22 protein-coding genes are annotated in these 23,850 nt (G+C 65.0%); 9 read left to right on the top strand and 13 right to left on the bottom strand.

Translation table 11 applies throughout. The annotated features are described in order from the left end of the window. The first annotated feature begins 12 nt into the window (after positions 1-12). The 9 genes from J2W49_RS12820 to J2W49_RS12780 all read left to right on the top strand — a co-directional run bounded on the left by J2W49_RS12820 (position 13) and on the right by J2W49_RS12780 (position 8,623). Complete coding sequence (locus J2W49_RS12820; RefSeq protein WP_310316447.1) at positions 13-960, top strand: LamG domain-containing protein; 948 nt, start codon at positions 13-15, stop codon at positions 958-960. Then, entirely contained in the window at positions 960-2,237 is a 1,278-nt protein-coding gene (locus J2W49_RS12815) for a glycosyltransferase WbuB (RefSeq protein WP_310316444.1), read from the top strand. Before J2W49_RS12820 ends, J2W49_RS12815 begins: the two co-directional genes overlap by 1 nt. A gap of 44 nt (positions 2,238-2,281) precedes the next feature. Further along, positions 2,282-3,103 carry a polysaccharide biosynthesis/export family protein gene (locus J2W49_RS12810; RefSeq protein ID WP_310316441.1) on the top strand — a complete coding sequence of 274 codons (822 nt, stop codon included), beginning with the start codon at positions 2,282-2,284 and terminating at the stop codon, positions 3,101-3,103. Positions 3,104-3,119: 16 nt separating this feature from the next. Beyond that, entirely contained in the window at positions 3,120-5,570 is a 2,451-nt protein-coding gene (locus tag J2W49_RS12805) for a GumC family protein (protein ID WP_310316438.1), read from the top strand. Positions 5,571-5,776: 206 nt separating this feature from the next. After that, positions 5,777-5,902 (top strand): hypothetical protein, encoded by a 126-nt coding sequence (locus J2W49_RS12800; RefSeq protein WP_310316435.1) that lies wholly within the window; start codon positions 5,777-5,779, stop codon positions 5,900-5,902. Between the two features lie 99 nt (positions 5,903-6,001). Next, a complete protein-coding gene (locus tag J2W49_RS12795; protein ID WP_310316432.1) occupies positions 6,002-7,093 on the top strand; it encodes an AI-2E family transporter in 1,092 nt (363 codons plus the stop codon). A gap of 161 nt (positions 7,094-7,254) precedes the next feature. Further along, on the top strand, positions 7,255-7,716 hold the full coding sequence (locus J2W49_RS12790; RefSeq protein WP_310316429.1) for a hypothetical protein: 462 nt from the start codon (positions 7,255-7,257) through the stop codon (positions 7,714-7,716). Between the two features lie 268 nt (positions 7,717-7,984). After that, positions 7,985-8,176 carry a hypothetical protein gene (locus tag J2W49_RS12785; RefSeq protein WP_310316426.1) on the top strand — a complete coding sequence of 64 codons (192 nt, stop codon included), beginning with the start codon at positions 7,985-7,987 and terminating at the stop codon, positions 8,174-8,176. Positions 8,177-8,206: 30 nt separating this feature from the next. Next, a complete protein-coding gene (locus J2W49_RS12780) occupies positions 8,207-8,623 on the top strand; it encodes a CBS domain-containing protein (protein ID WP_310316423.1) in 417 nt (138 codons plus the stop codon). 20 nt (positions 8,624-8,643) lie between these two features. Here J2W49_RS12780 and J2W49_RS12775 read toward each other — a convergent pair whose 3' ends face one another. The 13 genes from J2W49_RS12775 to J2W49_RS12715 form a co-directional block, all read right to left on the bottom strand. Continuing rightward, a complete protein-coding gene (locus tag J2W49_RS12775) occupies positions 8,644-9,636 on the bottom strand; it encodes a porin (RefSeq protein ID WP_310316421.1) in 993 nt (330 codons plus the stop codon). A gap of 257 nt (positions 9,637-9,893) precedes the next feature. Continuing rightward, positions 9,894-10,271 (bottom strand): hypothetical protein, encoded by a 378-nt coding sequence (locus tag J2W49_RS12770; protein ID WP_310316418.1) that lies wholly within the window; start codon positions 10,269-10,271, stop codon positions 9,894-9,896. Between the two features lie 39 nt (positions 10,272-10,310). Then, entirely contained in the window at positions 10,311-11,702 is a 1,392-nt protein-coding gene (locus tag J2W49_RS12765) for an L-serine ammonia-lyase (protein ID WP_310316415.1), read from the bottom strand. A 59-nt stretch (positions 11,703-11,761) separates the two neighbouring features. Next, entirely contained in the window at positions 11,762-12,622 is an 861-nt protein-coding gene (purU, locus tag J2W49_RS12760) for a formyltetrahydrofolate deformylase (protein WP_310316412.1), read from the bottom strand. 89 nt (positions 12,623-12,711) lie between these two features. Next, positions 12,712-13,914: a formaldehyde dehydrogenase, glutathione-independent gene (gene fdhA, locus J2W49_RS12755; RefSeq protein ID WP_310316409.1), complete on the bottom strand. Its 1,203-nt coding sequence runs from the start codon at positions 13,912-13,914 to the stop codon at positions 12,712-12,714. A 343-nt stretch (positions 13,915-14,257) separates the two neighbouring features. Further along, positions 14,258-15,337 (bottom strand): GlxA family transcriptional regulator, encoded by a 1,080-nt coding sequence (locus tag J2W49_RS12750; RefSeq protein WP_310316407.1) that lies wholly within the window; start codon positions 15,335-15,337, stop codon positions 14,258-14,260. Between the two features lie 19 nt (positions 15,338-15,356). Continuing rightward, on the bottom strand, positions 15,357-16,229 hold the full coding sequence (locus J2W49_RS12745) for an ABC transporter permease (protein WP_310316404.1): 873 nt from the start codon (positions 16,227-16,229) through the stop codon (positions 15,357-15,359). Next, positions 16,222-17,259, bottom strand: coding sequence for a quaternary amine ABC transporter ATP-binding protein (locus J2W49_RS12740; protein WP_310316401.1), 1,038 nt, complete (start codon positions 17,257-17,259; stop codon positions 16,222-16,224). Before J2W49_RS12740 ends, J2W49_RS12745 begins: the two co-directional genes overlap by 8 nt. A 202-nt stretch (positions 17,260-17,461) precedes the next feature. Continuing rightward, positions 17,462-18,562 (bottom strand): FAD-binding oxidoreductase, encoded by a 1,101-nt coding sequence (locus tag J2W49_RS12735; RefSeq protein ID WP_310316398.1) that lies wholly within the window; start codon positions 18,560-18,562, stop codon positions 17,462-17,464. A 29-nt stretch (positions 18,563-18,591) separates the two neighbouring features. Next, positions 18,592-19,848: an aromatic ring-hydroxylating oxygenase subunit alpha gene (locus J2W49_RS12730; protein ID WP_310316394.1), complete on the bottom strand. Its 1,257-nt coding sequence runs from the start codon at positions 19,846-19,848 to the stop codon at positions 18,592-18,594. 12 nt (positions 19,849-19,860) lie between these two features. Continuing rightward, positions 19,861-20,616 (bottom strand): hypothetical protein, encoded by a 756-nt coding sequence (locus J2W49_RS12725; RefSeq protein WP_310316391.1) that lies wholly within the window; start codon positions 20,614-20,616, stop codon positions 19,861-19,863. After that, complete coding sequence (locus J2W49_RS12720) at positions 20,613-21,743, bottom strand: electron transfer flavoprotein subunit alpha/FixB family protein (protein WP_310316388.1); 1,131 nt, start codon at positions 21,741-21,743, stop codon at positions 20,613-20,615. Before J2W49_RS12720 ends, J2W49_RS12725 begins: the two co-directional genes overlap by 4 nt. Then, positions 21,740-23,626 carry a (Fe-S)-binding protein gene (locus tag J2W49_RS12715; protein WP_310316385.1) on the bottom strand — a complete coding sequence of 629 codons (1,887 nt, stop codon included), beginning with the start codon at positions 23,624-23,626 and terminating at the stop codon, positions 21,740-21,742. Before J2W49_RS12715 ends, J2W49_RS12720 begins: the two co-directional genes overlap by 4 nt. Positions 23,627-23,850: the final 224 nt, after the last annotated feature.

Genomic DNA, 23,850 nt, shown 5'->3' with positions numbered 1-23,850 from the left:
AGGAGGTATTTCATGCGCACTCAAATCCATAACCGAACCACCCCCCAAACCAAGGCGCCGACCGCCTGGCTGGCCCTGGCGGCCGTGTGCCTGGCCGCGCCCGCATGTGGTGGTGGCAGTTCCTCCAGCTCCGGCGCCAGTGGGCAGATGATTTGTACCGATTCCTCGACACCCCCGGGCGCTGCACAGGTGGGTGCACATCAACTCGTCATCTTGGACTGTCCAAAGATCGAGGACGTGGACTTCACCGGAAGGGCCGAGATCCGCAAGTACTACAACGGTCTGTACTTCACCCAGCCCAGATCCCGAAGCCTCTACGAGCAGGCACCCGATGGCCTGATCCTCAAGCGGGGCGGCGTGGTGGCCACGGTGAAGATGACCTCGTACCCCGGACAGTTCCCTCTGCTCAGCGGGGCGCGGCCCTTCTACATCGAAGCGCAGACCACCACGTCCTCCAACCACCCCGACAACTTTCCGGCCATCTGGCTCCTGCCAATCGAACACAACCTGCGCCTGGAGGACGTGTACCCACCAGACCCCAAGCGGTTCGAGCGCTGGTTCGAACTGGACATCGACGAAGGCGGCTTTGGTCCGGGCAGCCACCACACGGCCATCTCATGGTCTGGCATCCATCCCAACTACAGAAAGATCCAGAACCCCAACCCGACGTCGAAGGTGCCGCTGGACCGCACCCAGCCCAATGTCTTCGGCGTCTCGTACGATCCCGCCACCCTGACCGTCAGGTGGTGGGTGAACGGGCAGCAGGTGCTGGAAGCGGGACCCCCTGCTGTCCCCGAGGTTGCCCGGCGCCAGAACTTCTACCTGATCGTTTCCGCACAAAGCCATCGCAACATCAGCGACTACCACATGAAGTTCATGGGCGTTCGCGCCTATGTGGGCAGCGCCGCGCGGGCCGGTACGGCAGATCCCATTGACTCCCCCCCACCGAAAGGCCAATGATGAAATTCCTCTTCTACGGCATCAACTTCGCCCCCGAGCTCACCGGCATCGGCAAATACACCGGCGAAATGGCGCAGTGGCTGGCCAGCGCGGGGCATGAGGTCCGCGTGATCACGGCACCGCCCTACTACCCCGCCTGGAAGGTGGGCGCCGGCTACAGCGCCCGCCACTACCGCACCGAGGCCTGGCAGGGCGTGCGGGTGACGCGTGCGCCGCTGTGGGTGCCGCAGCGCCCTGGTGGTCTCAAGCGCTTGCTGCACCTCGGCAGCTTCGCGCTCAGCAGCCTGCCGGTGCTGCTGGCGCAATGGCGCTGGAAGCCCGACGTGGTGTGGGTGGTGGAGCCGCCCCTGATGTGCGCGCCCGCCGCCGTGGCGTTTGCGTCCCTGCGCGGCGCCAAAAGCTGGCTGCACATTCAGGACTACGAAGTCGACGCCGCCTTTGACCTGGGCCTGATCAAGGGCGCCACGCTGCGTCGCTGGGTACAGCGGGCCGAGCGCTGGCTGATGCGCCGGTTTGACCGCGTGTCCACCATTTCCGGCCGCATGGTGGACCGTGCCGTGTCCAAGGGCGTGGACACCGAGCGTGTGCTGCACTTTCCCAACTGGGTGGACATCAGCGGCATCACTCCACTGGTCGCGCCCAGTCCCTACCGCGATGAACTGGGCCTGGCGCCGGACGCCGTGGTGGCCCTGTATTCCGGCAACATGGGCAACAAGCAGGGGCTGGAAACACTCGCTGAAGTGGCCCGCCTGCTGCAGGACGAACCCCGCATCCAGCTGGTGTTTGGCGGCAACGGCTCCGGGCGGGACGACCTGCAGGCACGCTGCGCTGGCCTGACCAACGTGCGCTTCCTGGATCTGCAGCCGCTGGAGCGGCTCAGCGACTGGCTGGGCCTGGCCGATGTGCACTTGTTGCCCCAGCGGGCTGATGCTGCCGATCTGGTGATGCCCTCCAAGCTCACCGGCATGCTGGCCAGCGGGCGCGCGGTGCTGGCCACTGCGATGCCCGACACCGAGCTGTGTCGTGTGGTGACCCAGGACGCGGCCTGTGGATTGGTGGTGCCACCGGAGAACCCGGCCGCCATGGCCGATGCGCTGCGGGCACTGGCGGCGGACCCGGCATGGCGCAACAGACTCGGCGCCAACGGCCGCCGCCATGCCGAAGCCGAGCTGAGCCAGGATGTGATCCTGCGCCGCTTCGAGATGCAGTTGATGGCCCTGGTGCAAGGTGAACCTGCGCCCAGCCAGTTGCTCCACGCGCAAGAGCCATTGAAGTGAGACGGTATTTAAAGGCCCGCCTCAGGGCCGTAAAGGAGTGCCATATGTACCAGAAACCCATCATCAACTGCCTGCCATGGACGCCTTGGGGCATCGGCTTGATGGCGGCGGTGGCCGCCTGGCCGCTACACGCGCAGATGGCCACCCACGCCACCGGGGTTGAGCCCGTGGGCACGATACAGATGGCTCCCGAGCAGGCGCCCCCCGCGCCCGGGCCGGTGAACCCCACGGCCGCCCATGCCGTGACCGCCGGCGCTTCGCTGGACGCCGCGGGCGCAGCACCCTCCCAGAACGCGGTGACCACGGTGGGCCCGGACTACCGCATTGCGCCCAACGACCTGATCGAGTTCAACGTGTTCGGCGTGCCCGACATGCTGCGCGACGTGCGTGTGAACGCGTCGGGCGAGGTGTCGCTGCCGCTCATTGGCCCGGTGCAGGTGGCGGGGCTCACAGCCCAGGCAGCAGAACAACAGATCGCCGCCAAATACCAGGAAAAGTACCTGCGCAACCCGCAGGTGTCGCTTTTCATCAAGGAATTCACCACCCAGCGCGTCGCCATCGAGGGTGCCGTGACCCGGCCGGGCATCTATCCCGTGACGGGGCAGCTCACGCTGCTGCGGGCGCTGGCCCTGTCGGGCGGCTTCGCGCCCTACGCCGACATCAACCAGATCGTGGTCTACCGCGGCGGCACTGGCGCTCAGCGCGAACAGTTCACCTACGACCTCGACAAGGTGCGGGCCGGCCAGGAAGCCGACCCGGACATCCGCTCGGACGATGTGATCGTGGTCCAGCGCAACGCCCGGCGTGCCGCCCTCAGGGATTCGCTCTTCCGCGACATCCTGGACACGCTCAACCCCTTCCGCTGATACAGAGTCAATCGCCATGTCCTCCAACGACACACACCCATATCCAGCCGTTCCCGGCCCCCGGGGCGCGCTGGCCCTGCGCCGGGATCGTGCCCCTTCACCGCAGATGCTGCCCCGGGGCGAAACCGTGGCACTGGCCGATGAACGTATCGACCTCAAGACCATCTGGCGCGCCCTGGTCAAACACAAGTGGACCATCGTGGTCATCACCACGCTGTGCACCGTGGCCGCCGTGGTGTACACGATGCGAACCACCCCGCAGTACTACAGCTCGGCGTTGCTGCAGATCGACCGCACCGCGCAGAAGGTGGTGGGCTTCAACACCGAAGTGGAGGTTGACGAGGCCCCACTGACCGAACAATTGCGGTTCAGCACGCAAATCGCGTTGATCAAGAGCCGCAGCCTGGCAGAGCGGGTGATCGATGAAATGGGCCTGTACCAACCCGCCACGCCCGTCGATGCGTCTGCCGCTGCCTCCGCCGCCTCGCCCGACGAACCCGGCACCAGCGTCGCCGTCGACTGGACCGGCATCGCACCCGTGGACCAGGCATTGACGAAGACGCTCCAATGGTGGGGCAACGCGCGCGCGCGGCTGACGACACCCGCGGCCGAAACGGGTGCCATCAGCCGAACGGATGCCTTGGCACGGTTTGAACAAGGCCTCCGGGTGGAGCCCGTTCGCAATTCGCGTCTGGTCAGGGTCGGGGTGCTCAACCCCGACCCGGAGCAGGCCGCGCGCATTGCCAACGCCACGGCCAAGGCCTTCATTGCCAGCAACATCGAACGCAAGGTGGGATCGTCACTCTACGCGCGCCAGTACCTGGAGGAGCAGATCCGCCAGACCAAGGCCAAGCTGGAAGAAAGCGAGCGCGTCATCAACGACTACGCGAAGAAAAACGAGATCCTGAACCTGGGCGAAAAAGGCAGCGCGGCCACCCAGACTTTCGTGGACTTTTCGGCTGCGCTGGCCAAGGCGGAGCAAGACCGCATCAGGGCCGAGACGTTGTACAACCAGGTGAAGCTCGACCCTGAAAGCGCGCCTCAGGCGGTGAGCAACGAAGCCATTCGCTCCTACAAGGTACAGCGCGCTCAACTGGAGGCCGAATACGCCAGGGACCTGGCCGTCTACAAACCCGACTACCCCACCATGGTGCAGGCACGGGCCCAGATTGCCGATCTGGAGGGACACATCAAGAAGGAAATTGGCAATATCCTGAACAGCGTGCGCGGCCAATACATCTCTGCCAAAAATGCCGAAGAGCAGCTCAAGGCCCGGGTGGCCAGTACCCGCAGCGAGGTTCTCACCGTGCAGGACCGCAGCGTTGACATGAACCTGCTGAGCCGCGAACTGGACTCCAACCGACAGGTGTATGACAGCCTGCTGCAGCGTCTGAAGGAGGTGAGCGTGACAGCGGGCATCACCACCAACAACGTGAGCATCGTGGACGAAGCGAAGGTGCCGCTGTTTCCAGCCAAACCCAACACCAAGGTCAATATCGGCCTGGGTGTGATGCTGGGCCTGTTCCTGGGCATGCTGGCGGCGCTGGTGCGCGAGCAGATGGACGACTCCGTGAAGAACGCCAATGAGATCGAAAGCCGCTACCGCCTGCCCCTGCTGGGCCTGATCCCGTACACCAGCCAGATGGGGGTGCGCAACAACGCCGTCGCCATGCTGGCGCACCGCGATCCCCGCAGCATCTTTGCCGAAGCCTACCGTTCCATCCGCACGGCGCTGCAGTTCAGCACGGCCGGTGGCGCGCCCCAGCGTTTCATGGTGACAAGCTGTGGCAAAGGCGAGGGCAAGACCACCACGGCGCTTGCGCTGGCCATCAACTTCGCCCAGCTGGGCCAAAAGGTGCTGCTGATCGACGCCGACATGCGCAAAGGTGGTCTGCACCAGATGCTCCAGGTCTCCAACGAGCGTGGCCTGTCCAACCTGCTTCGCAGCGACCGCAGCAGCGACGGATTGATCCAGGAAACCTCGATTCCCAATCTGTCCGTCATCACGGCGGGCCCGGTTCCACCCGATCCGGTGGAGCTGCTGATGGGTTCCAAGCTGAGCCTGCTGCTGGAGAAGGCGCAGGACATGGGCTACACCCAGATCGTGATCGACGGGCCTCCGCTGTTGGGGCTCGCCGATGCCATCGTGCTGGGCAACCAGATCGAGAACATCGTGTTTGCCGTGAAGGCGGGCGGTACGCGCAAGGACACCATCCACGACGCACTGCGTCGCCTGCGCAATGCGGGCCTGGTACCCATGGGCATCGTGCTCACGCACGCTCGAAAAGAGCACGCCGGCACCTACAGCTACGCGGCCTATTACGGCGGCTACGGTTATGGCTACGGCGACGCGTACGCTCCCCGCGCCGACAGGCCGTACCCGGCGCCGGGCATGCACCCCGTCCCGCTGACGGACGGGCCTCGGATCGAGCCCACGCTGGGGCCCTCTTCCGCCGCCAGCGCATAGCCCCCCGCGCAACACCCGCAGCACCAAGGCTGGACCGCAGAACTTCAGCCCTGTTTTCTTTCCCCTGAAGCCGCTGTCGGCGGGATGGGTACGCCAATTGCCGCGACCCCGCCATGAACACGGCGCAGCAAAGCATGAATCAGGGCCAGGGAGCGCGCTGAGTTGACTGGCGCCATCCCCTGCTCGACGCATTTCTTTCCGGCTCAATGATTGTCGCGACCGCCGACCGGCTGCTCGCCATCGAGATCCTGGCGTGCCAGGACAGCGTCGGTGCCACGATGCGGGTCGGCGAAGGGCGGCACATGCGTGATGAACATGCGAAGCGGCTGTAAGCGTCAACCCAAGGAGGCTGCGTGGGACTGGGCACGGAGATTGCCAGGACGGCGCATGGCAGCTGACGACCCACATCCCGCCCCACCGCACAGCACGCCATGCCTGACCTTACCAGCCGCCTTCTTCGCATCGCGCTCGTCGTTTTCCTGTTCGTGCTGGCGGTGACGGTGATGCGCCTGACCGTGGTGGTCAGCGTACCGGTCGCCCTGGCAGGCTTCACGCTGATGTTGGCGCTTCCACTGCAGCGGAAATTGCAGGCACGCGGCATGCGTACCGGGCCGGCCAATCTGCTCACACTGCTGGCTGTGGGCTGCGTCACGGGCCTGTTCCTGTTGCTGCTCTACTGGTTGGGGCAGGCAGTGGTGACGCAGGCACCTGAGTACGGCCCCCAGCTCGATCGTTTGCTTACTCAGTGGCGCAACCGTCTGGCCGACTTGCAAGAGGCCGTTCCGGGTCCGGAAAAGAATTTCGAAGTGGAGGCTGTGGTCGACTGGCTGGTGGGCTGGGTGCCGAGCGTCTTCAGAAGCGTCTATGGCCTGCTCGGTCTGATCGTTCTGACCGCCACCTTCCTGGTGTTGGGGCTGATCGAAAGCCGTGGCCTGGCCGACCGGGTGCGGGGCGCTCTGCGCCCCGCCACGGCGAGGCTGGTGCTCGATGCGACCCAGGAATGGGCCAGCGTGATGAGTCGCTACATGCTGGTGCGCACGGTGATCAGTGCCTTGACCGGGTTGGCGACATGGGTCTTCACATGGGCCGTGGGCCTGGAGTTCGCCGGCGTCTGGGGGATGCTGACCTTCTTGCTCAACTTCATCCCCATGTTGGGCTCCATCGTGGCCGTGGTGCCTCCGGTGCTGATTGCCCTCCTGCACCCTGAGCCCTGGATGGGGTTCACCGTGCTGGCCGGGCTGACCTGCATTCAGCTCTTTCTGGGCAATTATGTCGATCCCCGAATGGAAGGACGCATCCTGTCGGTATCGCCCTTTGTCCTGTTTCTTTCCGTGATCTTCTGGGGCTGGATCTGGGGCATTCCCGGGGCATTGATGGGCATCCCGATCACGGTCGGCTTCGTCATCTTCTGCAAGTATGGCAAGTCCACCCGCTGGCTGGCGCGGTTGCTGGAGCACGACCCCAACCACGGGCGGCACGCGGAAGAACCACAGGGCGAGCAACCACAGGACGCCCGCCAGTAGCATGCCGGCGCCCGGGGCCCGGCCGCCGGGCATGGCCCTTGCCGATGTGAAGGACGCACTCGCCAACGTGCGTAAAGGGTACAACCGACGGGCCAGCCGGCGCTTCGAATCAGCGGCCAGCCCCTTGGGCGCTTTGACCCGAAGACCAGAAAGGAAACACCATGCCACGCAGTAGCATTCAAGGAGCCAGCCGAGCAAGTGAGGAACCCGCAGGCCGCGACACCGCTTCCCTGGGCCCGGGGGACTCCTCCGACAGCGGCAGCGACATGATGGGTATTTCCGACAGCACGGGCGGCGACCCTGCCCTGCCCACGGACGTCGCACTCCGCGACGAACAGCCTCCCTTGGGCCCCTCACCCGAGACGCTGGACTCCGCAGACGACGCCGCTGGCACCGGCGAGCGCCGCAGCGCGGGTGCCGATGGTGGCAAACCGGATGGTTGGGACATCGGCGTTGATCAGGTGATCAACCCCGAAGTCATGGAAGAGGCGGACGAAGACGCCGATGTGGCATTCATTGAAGACACTGACACCAGCGATGCGCTGTTCGAGGACGAGGGCGAGGGCGAGGGCGAGGGCGAGGATGCCGAGGAAGACGACGACGATGCGGCGACGGGCCCCTAGGAGTTTGCGCGGCAGGTTTTCTTACCGAAGGAATTACAGCAAGCCTTACTCACACGTGTGCCTCGCAAGCCATCGGTCTGCGGAAGCCTGGGCGCGCAGCGATGGACAGCGGCGCCATCTCATCAGGCAGAGGGCAAGCGTCGGCACATAGGCCGGCCCCTTCATGACCCGCAGCCATGGCGCTCGTTCATGGGCATGCACCTTGCCGTTGGAACAGCCCTGTGGCCGAACGCGAGCACAGGCACTTGCAACGAATCAGGAGAACGCCATGACAGACATCTCACAGGAGCTTCAGAAAGCTGCCCGCCAGATGGAACAGGGCCGTGCTAACCAGCATTGGCAAAGCCAGACCCAGCGCCCCGGACGCGGCGCACCACCGAACAACACCACCTCTGAGCAAACGCCCGCTCAGCGCCCCGCAGACCCGCAGAAGGACAGCGATCAGTCCGCCGGGCTCTGACCTTTGAATGCAACCCATCAGGAGAGAACGATGCAACAGCTCAAAGACGTGATGAATCGTGACGTTTTCGTGGTTGGCCCCGACTCGAGCCTCATGGAGGCCGCAAGGCTCATGCGTGACGAGAATTTTGGAATGCTGCCCGTCGGTGAGAACGACCGCATGATCGGCACACTGACGGACCGCGACATTGCGGTTCGGGCGGTCGCGGAGAACAAGTCTTGCGACACGCCGGTGCGCGAGGTGATGTCCGAGTCGGTGGTGTGGTGCTTTGAGGACGACACTGTCGAAGATGGTGCACGCAAGATGAGCGATTGCCAGATCCGACGCCTGCCCGTGGTCAACCGCGACAAGCGCCTGGTGGGCATTGTCTCGCTGGGCGATTTTGCTGTGGAAGCAGAGCACATCGAGACATCCGCCGAAGCCCTTGCCGGTATTTCGCAACCCTGAGGAGGCGGCCCCTCTAGAGATCAGAAGCTGTGGGCCAGGCCGACGCCGTAAGCGGTGGTGCTGGCCCCCTCACTCGGGTTATTGCGGCCCGCGCTCACGTAGACACTGGTGCGCTTGGACAGCCAGTAATCAGCGCCCACCCCCAGGAACTTGGATTTGGCCCCGCTTGCGTCCAGCCGGCCGAAGCCAAGCTTGAATTCCGCAGCCCCGAGCCGGTAGGCCGTGCCCACGGTATAGACCTTGGCGATGGCGTCGACCGCGCCTTCGAACTTGCTTCTGTCGTAGGCACCCATCACCGACCAGGCGCCGACGGTGTACTTGCCACCCACGAAGGTGACGGTGTCTTCGCTGCTGTTCTTCGAGTGGGCCAGCATCGCCGAGATCGGTCCCTTGTCGTAGTTCAGCGAAAGCCCAAGGTTGTTGCTGGTGCCGCCATCCGGCCCGATGGAGTCTTCAAAAGAGCCACTGAGGTGGAAGGCGAAGCCGCCGAAGCTGGGGGAGTCGTAGAAGACGCCGTTGGACAGCCGGCCGTACTCGGGTGAACCGTTGTTGCTGGTGCGATCGCTCGTGTAGTTGTAGTGCCAGTACTGCCACGCTGGCGACGCGATCCGGTTGAAGTTGTACCAGGGGTCGTAGGCCCAGTCATTGGCCCAGACCGCGTCCAGCGCGCGGCCGAGTCGCACGCTGCCCCACGCGCCCTTCACACCGACCGTCGACTCGCCATGCCAGAACGGCTTGGCTCCCACGCCTTCCTGCAGGCCAGTGTCCAGATCAAAGCGATGCGACAGCTTGAACGTGGCAGCCAGGCCGCCGCCAAGGTCCTCGACGCCGTTGAACGCGATGTTGCTGCGTTGGATGGTGCCCAGCTGGGTGGTCTTGTCAAAGCCGCGGTACACGCCGACATCGACCAGTCCCGAGATGGTGACAGACGATTGTGCGTGCGCCGACATTGCTGTGAGCAGTAGCGCAGCGACGCTGCAGGGAATGGCAAGCGACTTGAACAGGTGGGTCATTTTTGTCTCCGTCATTGAGTTGGGTTGTGTGAAAGCACGGGAAGCCAGCGGAATGCTAGGGAAGCCATGGCCGCGCCATTGCCCTGCAGCGACGTGAACCAACGGTATTGCGACACCTCGGGACCCAGCACGTGGTGGCGGCGGCCACCTCCCAGCAGGACGGGCGGGTCCAGCCTATTCGCACCGGCCTATTGGGTGCGGCGGCCCTCGCCAGAGAAGCGAACCCCACTACCGGGGCAGCGGCGAAAGGCACGTGCTCACTGCGATTCAAACTGAAGTCGCGTGACGTCGCGCTCCAGTCCTACAAACCGCGCCATGGGAATGGCCTGGGTTTTGTACAAGCCGACCCACACATCCGTGACCCGCTCATCCGCGAAGGCGCGACTCAGTACTTCATTCAGGCGCGTTTCCAGCAACGGCGTGTGCTCGCTCAGCGGCCACTCTTCAAGCATCCATCGGCAGATCGGCTCGTAATCGAAACACTGCGTCAGCGCGGAAGGACAGGTCTGAGCCAGGCCACTGATGCGCAGGCTCACAAGAATCGGCTGCGCTTCGAGCTCATGCGGATAAATGCCAACGCGCAGGCTGGTCTGCAGGGATTCGACGCGAGCCGTCCATCTGGACCGATGTGTCATGGGTCGATCAAGCTGCAATCGGGTTTCAAGCGCTGGGGTTCAGCATTCAACGATGTTGACCGCCAGGCCACCACGCGCCGTTTCCTTGTACTTGGTCATCATGTCGGCGCCGGTTTCGCGCATGGTCTTGATGACCTTGTCCAGGCTTACGTGATGGGTGCCATCGCCATTGAGAGCCATGCGCGCGGCGTTGATGGCTTTGACGGAGGCGATCGCGTTGCGTTCGATGCAGGGGATCTGCACCAGCCCGCCGACCGGGTCGCAGGTCAGGCCCAGATGGTGTTCCATACCAATCTCGGCGGCGTTTTCCACCTGCTCGGGTGTGCCGCCCATGACCGCGCACAAGGCCGCGGCCGCCATGGAACACGCCACGCCGACCTCGCCCTGGCAACCGACTTCCGCACCGGAGATCGAGGCGTTCTCCTTGTAGAGCATGCCGATGGCGGCGGCGGTCAGCAGGAAGTCGGCCGCGCCGCTGGGCGTGGAGGTGGCGACAAAGCGCATGTAGTAGTGCAGCACCGCCGGCACGATGCCCGCCGCGCCGTTCGTGGGTGCCGTGACCACGCGCCCGCCAGCCGCATTCTCCTCGTTCACCGCCAAGGCATAGAGGTTGACCCAGTCCAGCACCTGCAATGGATCGCGGAGCGAGGCCTCCGGATTGGAGCGCAGTTTCCGGTGCAGGTCCGCCGCGCGACGCTTGATCTTGAAGCCGCCGGGCAGCACGCCCTGGGTACGGCAGCCGCGCTCCACGCAGGCCTGCATCACGGTCCAGATCTTGTGCAGACCAGCGTCGATTTCGGCATCGCTGCGCCAGTGCCGTTCGTTGCGGCGCATCAGTTCGGCGATGGAGATGCCGGCGGTCTTGCATTGCTGCATGAGCTCATCGCCGCAATGAAAGGGGTACGGCAGCACGGTCACGTCTGGGGTCAGCACCTTTTGTTTGCTGCCGTCGGCGACCACTTCGTCGCTGACCACGAAGCCACCACCCACCGAGTAGTAGCAGCGGTTCAACAGCTCCGTGCCGGCCGCGTCGAAGGCGATGCAGCGCATACCGTTGGGATGAAACGGCAGGGTCTCCTTGCGGTAGAAAGTCAGGTGATCCTTTTCCTTGAAGGCCACGGCATGCCGGCCCGCCAGGCGCAGCTGGCCACCCGATCGGATCGCCTCCAGCATGTCCGGGATGGCTTCCACATCCACGTCTTCCGGATCGTGGCCTTCCAGGCCCAGCAGCACGGCCTTGTCGGTGCCGTGGCCTTTGCCGGTCGATCCCAGTGAACCATAGAGTTTGACCTCGACGCGCGCACACGCCGCCATCAGCCCCTGGTGCGTCAGGCGTTCGGTGAACAGCCGCGCGGCGCGCATCGGTCCCACCGTGTGCGAGCTGCTGGGTCCGATGCCGATCTTGAAGATGTCAAAAACACTGACTGCCATAGGTGGAAATGTGTGGGTCGCCCCTGCGCTCGGGGTGGATCGGAAAGACGCTCAGCCTCTTAGCGCAACACCACGGTTTTCATGCCGTTGATGAAGACACGCCGCTGCAGGATGAAGCGCAGCGCCCGCGACAGCACCAGGCTTTCCACCAGACGCCCGGCCTGGGCGAGGTCTTGTGGTGTGTCGGCGTGGTCCACGCGTTCGAGCGACTGTTCGATGATCGGGCCTTCGTCGAGGTCGGGCGTGGCAAAGTGGGCGGTGGCGCCAATGAGCTTGACCCCGCGATCGTGGGCTTGCTGGTAGGGCCTGCCGCCCTTGAAGCCGGGCAGGAACGAATGGTGAATGTTGATGACGCGGCCATGCAGTTCCTCGCACAGCTCTTCCGACAGCACTTGCATGTAGCGCGCCAGCACCACGAATTCGGCCCCGGTGTCCGCGATCAGCTGCCGCAGCTTCTGTTCCTGCTGGGGCTTGGTTTCCGCGCTGATGGACAGGTGATGGAAAGGCAGGCCTTCGGCTTCGGCCAGGGGTGCAAGGTCGGGGTGGTTGGAGGCAATGGCCACGATGTCCATGTTCAGTTCGCCGCGCCGCCACTGCGCGATCAGCTCGCGCAGGCAGTGGTCGAACTTGGACACCATGATCAGCACTCGGGTGCGATGCTCCAGGTCGTGCACCTGCCACTGCGCCTGCGGAAAACGCTGCGCCAGTTCGCCGAATGCCTTGCGCAGTTCCTCCACCGGACTTTGCAGGCTGAACACACCCCGCACAAAAAACCGCTGGGTGGTGTGGTCGTCGAACACGGAGAACTGTTCGATGTACGCCCCGTGCCTATCCAGCAATGCCGAGACGGCGGCGACCTGCCCTTGCGCGCTGCCGCAGGCCAGGTTCAGGCAGTAATGGCTGTTGGGTTCCGATTTCATGGTCACGAGGGAGAAAGGGTTGGGGGCACAGCCACCCGTGTCGCACGAGGCCTTCGCCTGGTGCGACACGGTAGGTGGAGAGGAGAAGATCAGGCAGCCAGCTTCAGTTGCTGGTGCGGATCAATGACAAATTTCTTCGGCGCCCCGGCGTCGAACTGGGCATAGCCCTGGGGGGCGTCGTCGAGCGAGATCACCTGCACGCCCACCACATCGGCGATCTTGATGCGGTCCCACAGAATGGCCTGCATGAGCGCGCGGTTGTATTTCATGACGGGCGTCTGGCCGGTGAAGAAACTGTGCGACTTGGCCCAGCCCAGGCCCAGGCGAATGCTGAGCGAGCCTTGTTTGGCGGCCTTGTCCACCGCGCCCGGGTCTTCCGTGACATACAGGCCCGGAATGCCGATCTTGCCGGCCGCGCGCGTGACCTCCATCAAGGAGTTGAGCACCGTGGCAGGGGCTTCTTCCTGCGAGCCCGCATGGCCATGGCCACGCGCTTCAAAGCCCACGGCGTCCACCGCGCAGTCCACTTCCGATGTACCCAGGATCTGTGCGATCTGATCGCCCAGGGAGGCGTCCTGCGACAGATCCACCGTTTCGAAGCCGACGCTGCGGGCATGGTCCAGGCGGGCCGGATTGACGTCGCCCACGATGACCACCGCCGCCCCCAGCAAGCGTGCCGATGCGGCGGCGGCCAATCCCACCGGCCCGGCACCCGCCACATACACCGTGCTGCCGGGGCCGACCCCGGCCGTCACAGCGCCGTGGAAGCCGGTGGGCAGGATGTCGGACAGGCAGGTCAGATCGCGGATCTTTTCGACCGCCTGCGCGCGGTCAGGGAACTTCAGCAGGTTGAAGTCGGCATACGGCACCATGACGTACTCGGCCTGTCCACCGATCCAGCCACCCATGTCGACATAGCCGTAGGCGCCACCCGCACGAGAGGGGTTGACACTCAGACACACACCGGTGTGCTGCTCCTTGCAGGTGCGGCAACGCCCGCAGGCCACGTTGAACGGAACCGACACGATATCGCCGCGCTGCAGTGTCTCCACGTCGCGCCCCACTTCCAAGACTTCGCCGGTGATCTCGTGGCCCAGCACCAGTCCGGCCGGCGCGGTGGTCCGGCCTCGCACCATGTGCTGGTCAGAGCCGCAGATGTTGGTGGTGAGCACCTTGAGGATCACGCCGTGCTGGGCCGTGGCGCCCAGCGGATTCACCAGTTTGGGAAAGGGGATGGACTGCACCTCGACATGGCCCTGGCCCAGGTACACGACGCCGCGATTTTCTGACATGGGAGTCTCCTTCGTATGGCTTGCAATGGCTTGAATGCCTGAGATTTCAGGCATGTGTTGCCACGTTCAAGTCAGGCCATTTGGAGGCTCGGTGTCGTGACAGCACCACCGCACTTTCACAGATTGCGGTGGCGGGACTTTGCTCAGAGCGACGCGGAGTTGTATTGCAGCGGCGGCTCAGAGGCTGGGCGTTTTTCGAGCATGCCCGAGCAACGCGCCCAAGCGTGCCCAATCAAGGCGCAAAGCACAGCCATAGCTTGCGCTATGGCGCGCATTTGCAACTCAGAGTGGGTGCGCTTGGGCGTGGTGAGCAGGTAGGAGCGAAAGACTCTCAGCCTCTCACTCAAGCCACGCGGACCAGGTTGGCCCGGCGCTTGCGCGGCGGCACCGGTCGTGCGGCGGCGTCGGTCACCTGGCGGCGGCGCTCTTCGCTCGGCGCGTGCCCGAACAGGCTGCGGTAGGCCTTGCAGAAATGCGACGACGACTGAAAGCCACAGGCCACCGTCACCTGCATGATGGGCTGGCTGCTGTGCGTCAGCAACTCCTGGGCGCGACGCAGTCGCAGGTTCAGGTAGTACTGCGCGGGGTTGATGCTGAAGTAGCGGTGAAACAGGCGCTCCAGCTGGCGGAGCGACAGTCCCACCGCGCTGGCAAGTTCGGCCAGGGGCAATGGGTCTTCGATGTTGACCGCCATGATTTCGGCGGCATCGGTCAGATGCTGGTAGCCTGGGCCGATGCACTCGGGTTGCGGGATGCGCTGCCGGTCGTTGTCGGCACGCAGGCGCTCCACGATGAACTGCTCGGAGATGTCCCTCACCAGCTTGGCGCCGTGCCGGTCGCGTATCAGGTGCAGCATCAGATGCAAGGGGGCCGTGCCGCCCGAACAGGTGAAGCGGTCGCGGTCGATGATGAACACCTCGGGTGCAAACCGGACCTTGGGAAACTCCTCGCTGATGGCGGCCAGGTTTTCCCAATGGATGGCGCACCGGTAGCCGTCGAGCAGACCTGCGCTGGCCAGCGCAAAAGAGCCTGTGCACAGCGCACCCATGACAGTCCCGTTGGCCATGCATTGGCGCAACAGCCGCCGCACCGCGTCGTTGGTCTCCTGGCGGATGTTGATGCCGCCACAGACAAAGACGATGTCGCACTGCGCCAGTTCGGCCAGATCGCCCAGACCGTGCACGGCCAGGCCATTGCTGGCCACGGCAGATGACTGATCCGGCGCCACGGCGGTCCATCGGTACAGCGATCGCCGGCTGATGTAGTTCGCCATGCGCAGCGTCTCCACCGCATTGGCAAACGCAATCATCGAGTAGTTGTTCAGCAGGATGAACCCGATGTGGACCGTCTCCCCTTGGGACTTGTAGAGCTTGCCGCCCGTGGCGGCAGACGGAGGCTGGGAATCGGCGGGGGTGCGTGGCATGGGTCGCTCCGATGGATCGTCAGCTCTTGTTGTTCTCTCGGGCGGCACCAAAGCTCTCGGTGAGGCGGTCCAGGATGATGGCCAGCAGGACCACCGCCAGTCCGCTCTCGAAGCCCAGGCCGATATCGAGCCGCTGGATGCTGGAGAGCACATCGTTGCCCAGGCCCCCGGCGCCCACCATGGAAGCGATGATGACCATCGACAGCGCCATCATGATGGTCTGGTTGACGCCGGCCATGATGGTGGGCATGGCGATCGGCAGTTGCACCTTGAACAACAGCTGGGTGGAGGTGCAGCCAAACGCGTTGCCCGCTTCCACCTGTTCGGCGCTCACCTGGCGGATGCCCAGGCTGGTCAGGCGCACCACGGGTGGCATGGCGAAGATCACGGTGGCGATGATGCCGGGCACCCGGCCCAGACCAAACAGCATGGCCGCCGGGATGAGGTACACGAAGGCGGGCATGGTCTGCATGAAGTCCAGCAAGGGCCGGACGACGGCGTTCACACGCCCGGCGCGCGCACACCAGATCCCCAGCGGTATGCCGAAGATGAGGCTGATGGTGGTGGCCGAGAGTGTCAGTGCCAACGTGACCATGGTTTGCAGCCAGAAGCCGGTGACCACGATCAGCGTCAGCGCCAGGGCCACGAACAGCCCGAACTTCCAGCCCAGGCGGCGCGCGCCCACGCCCACGGCCACCAGGATGACCAACCAGAATGGCAAGGACAGCAGGCCGATCTCCACCCAGTGGGCAAAGCGCTCCACCACCACGCCAATGGCGTCGAACACCGCAGCGCCGTTGTCCAGCAGAAGCTGCACGCCGGCGTTGACCCACTCGCCCAGGGGAAGCAGGTCGCTGGAAGCCTCGGTGACCCGAGTCAGCAGATCAGACATGGCGGGCCTCCTGAGCCATTTTGACGAGCAAGCTGCGGGCAGAAATGGAGCCCAGCAAACGGTCGGTGGCATCGAACACGCCCACCGGTTGATCGATGCTCAACACGATCTTCATCGCATCGGGCAAGGTGGTGTGGGCGGCCAGGCGCGGCCCGCCGTTGTAGGCGTGGCCGTTCAGCCCGGGGTCCAGCAGGTCGGCAGCGGTGAGGTAGCGCGAGGTGTCCACCCCTTTAAAGAACCTGCGCACGTAGTCGTTCGCTGGCCGGGTGATGATTTCATGGGGCGTGCCTTCCTGCACCAAGTTGCCGCCTTCCATGATGGCGATGCGCGTGCCAATGCGCAAGGCCTCTTCCAGGTCGTGGGAGACGAACAGCACGGTTCGTTGCTGCTTGCTCTGCAGGTCAAGCATCAGGCCTTGCATCTCCACCCGTTTGAGCGGGTCGAGCGCGGAAAAGGCTTCGTCCATCAGCAGGATGTCGGGGTCCACCGCCAGCGCGCGGGCGAGCCCGACCCGCTGTTGCATGCCCCCGGACAGCTGCGCGGGGAACTTGGCCGCGTAGGTCTCCAGGCCCACCTGGTTCAGGACCTCCATGGCGCGTGCCTCGCGCGCCTTGCGCGGCGCGCCCGCCATCTCCAGGCCGAAGGCGGCGTTGTCCAGCACATTGCGGTGCGGCATCAACGCAAACGACTGGAACACCATCGCCACCCGTCGGCGCCGCCACTTGACCAGTTCACTCTGCGGCAACGCAGCAATGTTCTCGCCGTCGATGTTGATCGTTCCGGAGGACGGCTCCACCAAGCGGTTGATGAGCCGGATCAAGGTGGACTTGCCCGACCCCGACAACCCCATCAACACATAGATTTCGCCAGGTGCCACATCAAAGCTGACGTTGTTGACGCCGACGACGTGCCCGGTTCGAGCAAACACCTCGTCTTTGCTGAGGCCCTCTGCCAGCAACTTCTCGGCCTCTGAAATATTTCGTCCGAAGATCTTGTAAAGATTTCGAACACTGACTTTGGGGTTTTGCATCGCGGGTCTCGTCTCTTGGTCTCTTATTTAGGTATGTCGGTGCTGCTCTTCTGAGCAAGCACCGTGCCACTCTATGGGTGGCTGATGGTGGTTCAAGCGGTTGCTTTCGGGCATAGGAGAACCCCTAATGCCGTCGGAGCCCCCCACCATGGGCACAGACGGTGCATGCAATGTCCATGGCCGGGCACATCTCGCGCCGCCGTCACCGTTCGAGTGCGACATTGCTCGTGGGCTTGCTGCAGCAGGGCAGGATCCAGCCCTGATCCACTTCGCGGGCGCGAATGCCACCCGCGTGGTTCATCTGAACCTGGCCGGACACCTTCCTGGTTTTGCAGGTGCCGCAGACCCCGCTGCTGCAGGAAGACGGCAGTCGCAAGCCGGCAGCGGTGGCGGCCTGGAGAATCGTCTGGTCACTGCGACAGGTAAACGACTGGCCCGTCTTCTGCAGTTCGATGTGGTGCACGTCAGAAGCGCCGGCCGCACCGGCGTCGGCCGCAGGCGGTGGCGGCACATCCAGCGCCTCAAACAGGAAGCTCTCTTCGCGGTAGCGCTGCATGTCATAGCCAGAGGCCGCCAGCAGGCCGCGCACACCGGCCATGAAGAGCGCGGGGCCACAGGTGTAGACATCGCGCAGCAGGAAGTCGGGTGCGATGTGCGCCAGGCGCGCAGCGTCCATGCGCCCGAGATGCCCGGCGTAGGCGCTGCCGGGCAGCGGTTGGTCGCACACGTAGGCCAGCCGCAGATGCGCCATGTTGCGCGCCATCAGGGTCAGCTCTTCGGGGAACAGCAGGTCGGCGGGCGTGCGCGCGCAGTGCACGAACACGATGTCGGCATCGCTGCCCAGGTCGTGCAAGGCGCGGGTCATGGACATCAGCGGTGTCACACCGCTGCCGCCCGAGAGGAAAAGGTAGCGCTGCGCGGGCGCATGGCTGAAGCAGCTGAACACGCCAGCGGGACCGATCGCCCCCAGCGACATGCCTGCCCGGAAGTGGTCGTGCAGCCAGTTGGACACGGGGCCGCCCGGCACGCGCTTGACGGTGATGCTCACAAGATCGGGGCGTGTGGGCGTGCTCGACAAGGTGTAGCAGCGGTTGATCTTGCTGCCGTCGATCTCGAGTTCCAGCGTGATGAACTGCCCGGGAAGATAGCGAAAACTGCGCGGCCCTTCTGCCGCCAGCACAAAGGTTTTGACGTCGTGTGTCTCCTGGCGCACCTGCACGCAGCGCAGGGTTTCGTCCCGGTCGGAAGACCAGGACGGCGACGCAGGGGCTGCGAGGTCGGGCACGTGAAGGAGTGTGGCCATGGCGTTGTCGAAACCAATGACAGAGTCAGTTACAGCGTCAAAGCGGTCAAGCGCTTCACGTACCAGTTGCAGAATTTTTCCACCAGGCCTTCGGTGTAGGGCGAGTACGGTCCGGGCTGGTAGGCGCCGGTCGCGATGCCGATCTGCGACTCTTCGACCAAGCGGCGGTCTTGCGCATTGGTGGCGTTCCAGACGGCCGTCAGGTCTTCCAGCTTGTAGTCCACACCTTCCACCGCGTCCTTGTGCACGCACCAGATGGTGCGCACCAGGGTCTTGGTGGCGGAGATCGGCAGCACGGAAAAACTGACGATGTGGTCGCTCATGAAGTGGTGCCACGAGTTGGGCTGGGTCCAGAACGACAAGCCGCCCAGGGCCGGATCGACGAATTCGCCCAGCAGCTTCTTCGAGGCCACACCCGTGTGCATGGTCTGGGACTGGCCCAGGCGATCCAGCGGCAGGCGCTTCGTGCGGAAGCCGGTGATGCGCTCATCGAGCACGTCGATTTCCTTCGACGGCAGGCCCATGCCCTCCCAGCGCGCATGGCTGGCGGTGGTGATGTCTTCGAAGCGCTGCTGCTCGGCCGCGTTCTGCACGTCGGGCGTGTAGCCAAAGCCGAATTCGTACATGGAGACGGTCAGCTCGGGGTGGTTGGTCACGCAGTGGTAGCACTCCCGGTTGTTTTCCATGGTGAGCTTCCAGTTGCAGTCTTCCACCAGGTCCACCATGGTGGCGACCTTGCACTGGTCGAGTCGATGCGGTGCCAAATAAGGCGTCATCTGCGCCACCATCTGCTCGAAATCTTCCGGCGGCTCATCGGCGAGGCAGATGAAGATCAAGCCGGCCAGGCTGCGCGCGTGCACGGTCTTGAGGCCCATTTCCGTGGGATCGAAGTCTGCGCCCATGTGCTTGGCGTGGATCAGCTTGCCCGTGAGGTCGTAGGTCCACTGGTGGTAGGGGCAGACGATGTTGCCCACCTGGCCCTGGTGGCTGGCGCACAGCCGCGAACCGCGGTGCCGGCACACGTTGTGAAAGGCCTGCACCTGCATGTCGTCATCGCGCACGATCAGGATGGAATGGTTGCCGAAGTCCACGGTGATGTAGTCACCGGGCTCCGGTATCTGCGGTTCAACGGCGACAAACACCCAGTGCTTGCCGAAGATGTGCTCCATGTCGGCCTTCAACAGCGTGTCGCTGAGGTAGAAGGGTGCGTCCAGGCTGTAGCCCGGGCGGCGACGCGCCAGCATCTCGCGGGTGAGAAGCGTCTGTGCAGAAATGGACTGTGACATGGTGTTGTCTCTTCAGAATGGGACGAGGGAGTGCGAGCGCAGGTAGTCCAATACCGCCTGGGCCTTGCTTTGGGGAGTGCCGGCGTGCAGCACCGTGCCGCCGGTCGAAGGAGATTCAATCGCGCCCATCATCCGGGCATGTCCGCTCTGCTGGCTTCGCGCTTCAAGCAAGAGGCGGCGCTTGTTGCCGGGCACGCGCTGGGCCGCGTGGATCGTGGTAGACGCCGATGCGGGAGCCTGCTGACGCAGGATCTGACCAGCCATGGCACTCGCCAGCGAATGGCGCAGCGAAGGCACCGCCGCCGCGCTCACCGCCAACACCGCTGGTGGGTGCACGCGCAGCCGGCGCCGGGCACCCTTGGGCAGGGCCTGGGTCACGATCCAGGCGTCGCCTTCCGCTTGCACCGCCAGCACGTCGACGACCACCTGTCGTCCGAGCGCGGCGCCCAGTGCATGGGGCAGCACACCCGTGCCGTGTTCCGATGCCGAACGGGTACCGGTCAATACCCAGGGCACCTCGTGCAGGGCCGGCAACAGCGCCGAGCTCAGGTCGGCGTGCGAATCGCATTCCAGCACCTCGATCCGTGGCGCGCCCAGGGCCAGGTAGTCGCGTGCCACGCTGTCGGGCAAATCACCCGCCGAGAGCAGACGCACGCTGTCGGAAAGACCCAGGGCCAGTGATGCGGCGACGCCATCGGCACGGCTGCGAACGGGTCTGCCGCTGACCGGGTGGTGGGTAGCTGCCACGAGAACGGTGATGTCGCTCATTGCACCTCCTTTTGATGCCGCACCAGTTCCAGCAGGGCCTGCATCAGGGCGCTGCTGTCTTCGACCACGGTCAGGTCGGCGCGGCGAGCGATCGGTGCCGACGCATCGACGTTCACCGCGATCACATGGCGGCAATCCTTGATGCCTTGCAGGTGCTGCACCGCGCCCGAGATGCCGATCGCGAGATAGCCGGAGGCAGACACGGTTTTGCCGGTGGCCCCGATCTGCTGGGCGCGCGCGAAGCGGCCATCGTCCACCGCGACGCGGGAAGCACCGACAGCAGCCCCCACTTCCACCGCCAGCGAGTGGAACAGCGGCAGGTCGGTGACGCCGTTGCCGGCGGCCAGGATGAAGTCGGCCTCTTCCAGCGCCAGGGTTTGGGGGTCACCGGTCTGCACGCCCAGGTCCTCAATGCCGTGTTCCTGCGCCGCAGGCAGCCGCTGCGCAGGCTCGCTCACGCCCAGTCCCACGAACGGCAGCTTGGTGTTGGCCACACCTTTGGCCAGCAACATCACCTGGGCATGCGGCAGCAGCCAGTCCTGCCCGGCGCCTGCGGGCACACGCAGGCTGTCGGCCCCCATTTCGGCAACGCCGCAGGCCAGGCTCACCCCGGTCTGGATCGCAAAGCGGCGGCCCAGCTGGCCGTCAGCCCCGCCGTCGGCCAACAACCAGCGCTGGGGTTTGAAGTCTGCCTGCAGGCGTTGCAGCCATTGCACACAGGCGGCAGGCTGGTAATGGCGCGCATCAAAATCTTCGGCCACGATCAATCGGTCCACGCCCAGCGCGGCCACATCGTCGTGGCAGGCGCCCAGCACGGCCAGAATCACTTCGGTGTCGGCACTGGCCAGGATCGCGGCGGCCGCGATGGCCTGGCGGGCCTGGTCGCTCAACGATCCGCGCTCCGCATGCGTGACCACCAGGGTGGCGAGGGCAAAGGGACCGGCGCTGCGCACCGGTTTGGCGGCAGGCGCATGCGCGAGGCTGGCGGCCAAGCGCTCGCCTTCGCTGCTGCCCAGCACAATGCGCCGCAGACCCTGGGGCGTGAGGATGGCCGGCCGGCGCGGGTCGATGCGGCGCAACGGGTTCAGAGAAGCACTTGCCGCGTTCATGGGAATGTCTGTGCTCATGCGACCTCCAAGGCCTGGGCCAGCAGTTCGGCCACATCGAGCACCTCTGGGCGCGGCCCCACCACACCCTCCAGCATGGCGGTGCAGTTCGGGCAGGCGACGGCCACCACGCCCGCACCGGTTTGCTTCGCGTCGGCGATGCGGATGTCGGGGATGCGCGTGGCGCCCGGGATGTCGGTGTATGGTGCGCCGCCGCCGCCACCGCAGCAACGGCCGCGCTCGCGGTTGCGCTCCATCTCCACGACCTGGATGCCGATGCCTTTGAGGAGGTTACGCGGTGCGTCCACTTCGCGGCCATAGCGACCCAGGTAACAAGGGTCGTGGTAGGTCACGCCCTCAAGCTTGAGGGCGCGGGTGGGCTTGAGTTCGCCCTTGGCCAGCAGATCGGAGAGCAACTGCGTGTGGTGCCAGACGTCGAAGTGTCCGCCCATGGCCGGGTACTCGTTCTTCAGGCAATGGAAGATGTGCGGGTCGGGCGTGACCACATGGGCAAAGCTTCGCGCCGTCAGGGTGGCAATGAGCTGCCGCGACAAGCGCTGGAACCCCGCCTCGTCGCCCAGGCGGCGCGCCAGGTCGCCACAGTCGGTTTCCGCAGCACCCAGCATCGCGATCTTCAAGCCGGCCTTTCGCAGCGTCTTGATGAAAGCCCGCAGCGTGCGCTGGTAGCGCATGTCAAAACCGCCCTCGCCCACCAACACCAGCCACTCTGTTCTTTCACCCGCCCCCAACACCGGCACGTTAAGGTCGGCAGCCCAGTGGTGGCGCGCGCCCAGCGGGAAGCCGCCCACGGTGTCGGTGTCGCGCAGCTGTTCCAGCGCTTCCATGCCCTTGTTCGGCACCGTGCCACCCACCAGTGTGAGGTGGCGGCGCATGTCCACGATGGCGTCCACGTGTTCGATCAGCATGGGGCATTCCTGCACGCAGGCGCGGCAGGTGGTGCAGGACCAGAGCGTGTCGCTGTTGACCAGTCCGTTCACGATCGGCTGACCGGGCGCGCCGCGATGCTGACCAACGGGCTGTCCCGGGTAAGGGCTGCCCGCGTAGCCGGCGTCGGTGCTGTCGCTCATGCCAACCACCATGTCCTGGATCAGCTTCTTGGGGTTGAGCGGCTGGCCCGCAGCGAACGCCGGGCAGGCGGCTTCGCATTTGCCACACTGCACACAGGCGTCAAACGACAGCAGCTTGTTCCAGGCGAAGTCCGCCGGCTTGCCCACGCCCATGTCGTCAGCGGTCAGGCTCAGGGGCTTCAGTGCCGTGGCGAAACGCTTGTCGCCAAAGCGCTCGGGGCGCGGGTGCAGGCCCAGGTGCAGCAGGCCGGCCACGGCGTGTTTCATCGGGCCGCCCAGGCCGATGCCCAGCGCCAGTTCGGCCACACCGGCAGCGAACGCCAGGCTGATCAAACCGGCCAACCAGGGTGCCAGCGCGGTGCCGGTCAGTGCCACGGCACCCACCAGCACCACCGCCGCTGCGAACAGCATCAGCGCGTACGGCAGGCGGCTCCACGACCCTTTGGACAGGCGCGCCGGTGCGGCGCGGCGGCGCCAGGCCATGGCGGCCGCGCCAGCCAGCATCAGAAGGCCGGCGAGCAGCAGCACGGCGTCCAGGCTGCGCCAATACAGAGCGAAACCGTAGTTCAGCGCGACCAGCAGCAGCGCCAGGATGGCGCCCCCTGCCACGCCCACGTGTGCCCGGGCCACAAAGGGCTCCCTCGCCACCACATCGTGCAGATCAACAAAGTAGCGCTTCGGTATCAGCAGCAGACCGCGCAAGTCCACCGGGGCTGCGCGGCCTGCTCGCCACAGCAGCCCGCGCCGGGCCATGCCCAGGACCAAGCCCAGCACGGCCATCCAGAACAGCGCGCTCACAAGGTTCTGGAGCTGCATTTCAGACCTCCACAGTGCCGGCGAGAGACCCGCAGCGCATGAAATGGTCCAACCCAGGGGCACCGCCGGGCCGGCTTTGCTGGGCCTCAGAGGCTGGGCGTTTTTTGGGCGTGCCAGAGCAACGCGCCAGAACGTGCCCAATCAAGGCGCAAAGCACAGCCGTAGCTCGGGCTACGGCGCGCATTTGCAACGCCGAGTGGGTGCGTTCTGGCGTGGTGAGCGGG

It is taken from the genome of Hydrogenophaga palleronii (assembly GCF_031457455.1).
Lineage (GTDB): Bacteria > Pseudomonadota > Gammaproteobacteria > Burkholderiales > Burkholderiaceae_C > Hydrogenophaga > Hydrogenophaga palleronii_A.
Note: the sequence above shows the minus strand (reverse complement) of the source record. Positions and strands in the feature narration are given on the sequence as shown.

What these genes read in the sequence shown, in the direction of transcription:
- J2W49_RS12770 (WP_310316418.1), bottom strand. Translation starts at nt 10,271, where the DNA reads ATGACACATCGGTCCAGATGGACGGCTCGCGTCGAATCCCTGCAGACC.
- J2W49_RS12720 (WP_310316388.1), bottom strand. Translation starts at nt 21,743, where the DNA reads ATGAGCACAGACATTCCCATGAACGCGGCAAGTGCTTCTCTGAACCCG.
- J2W49_RS12785 (WP_310316426.1), top strand. Translation starts at nt 7,985, where the DNA reads ATGACAGACATCTCACAGGAGCTTCAGAAAGCTGCCCGCCAGATGGAA.
- J2W49_RS12750 (WP_310316407.1), bottom strand. Translation starts at nt 15,337, where the DNA reads ATGCCACGCACCCCCGCCGATTCCCAGCCTCCGTCTGCCGCCACGGGC.
- J2W49_RS12795 (WP_310316432.1), top strand. Translation starts at nt 6,002, where the DNA reads ATGCCTGACCTTACCAGCCGCCTTCTTCGCATCGCGCTCGTCGTTTTC.
- J2W49_RS12730 (WP_310316394.1), bottom strand. Translation starts at nt 19,848, where the DNA reads ATGTCACAGTCCATTTCTGCACAGACGCTTCTCACCCGCGAGATGCTG.
- J2W49_RS12740 (WP_310316401.1), bottom strand. Translation starts at nt 17,259, where the DNA reads ATGCAAAACCCCAAAGTCAGTGTTCGAAATCTTTACAAGATCTTCGGA.
- J2W49_RS12800 (WP_310316435.1), top strand. Translation starts at nt 5,777, where the DNA reads ATGATTGTCGCGACCGCCGACCGGCTGCTCGCCATCGAGATCCTGGCG.
- J2W49_RS12780 (WP_310316423.1), top strand. Translation starts at nt 8,207, where the DNA reads ATGCAACAGCTCAAAGACGTGATGAATCGTGACGTTTTCGTGGTTGGC.
- J2W49_RS12745 (WP_310316404.1), bottom strand. Translation starts at nt 16,229, where the DNA reads ATGTCTGATCTGCTGACTCGGGTCACCGAGGCTTCCAGCGACCTGCTT.
- J2W49_RS12765 (WP_310316415.1), bottom strand. Translation starts at nt 11,702, where the DNA reads ATGGCAGTCAGTGTTTTTGACATCTTCAAGATCGGCATCGGACCCAGC.
- J2W49_RS12820 (WP_310316447.1), top strand. Translation starts at nt 13, where the DNA reads ATGCGCACTCAAATCCATAACCGAACCACCCCCCAAACCAAGGCGCCG.
- J2W49_RS12775 (WP_310316421.1), bottom strand. Translation starts at nt 9,636, where the DNA reads ATGACCCACCTGTTCAAGTCGCTTGCCATTCCCTGCAGCGTCGCTGCG.
- purU (WP_310316412.1), bottom strand. Translation starts at nt 12,622, where the DNA reads ATGAAATCGGAACCCAACAGCCATTACTGCCTGAACCTGGCCTGCGGC.
- fdhA (WP_310316409.1), bottom strand. Translation starts at nt 13,914, where the DNA reads ATGTCAGAAAATCGCGGCGTCGTGTACCTGGGCCAGGGCCATGTCGAG.
- J2W49_RS12725 (WP_310316391.1), bottom strand. Translation starts at nt 20,616, where the DNA reads ATGAGCGACATCACCGTTCTCGTGGCAGCTACCCACCACCCGGTCAGC.
- J2W49_RS12715 (WP_310316385.1), bottom strand. Translation starts at nt 23,626, where the DNA reads ATGCAGCTCCAGAACCTTGTGAGCGCGCTGTTCTGGATGGCCGTGCTG.
- J2W49_RS12790 (WP_310316429.1), top strand. Translation starts at nt 7,255, where the DNA reads ATGCCACGCAGTAGCATTCAAGGAGCCAGCCGAGCAAGTGAGGAACCC.
- J2W49_RS12815 (WP_310316444.1), top strand. Translation starts at nt 960, where the DNA reads ATGAAATTCCTCTTCTACGGCATCAACTTCGCCCCCGAGCTCACCGGC.
- J2W49_RS12735 (WP_310316398.1), bottom strand. Translation starts at nt 18,562, where the DNA reads ATGGCCACACTCCTTCACGTGCCCGACCTCGCAGCCCCTGCGTCGCCG.
- J2W49_RS12810 (WP_310316441.1), top strand. Translation starts at nt 2,282, where the DNA reads ATGTACCAGAAACCCATCATCAACTGCCTGCCATGGACGCCTTGGGGC.
- J2W49_RS12805 (WP_310316438.1), top strand. Translation starts at nt 3,120, where the DNA reads ATGTCCTCCAACGACACACACCCATATCCAGCCGTTCCCGGCCCCCGG.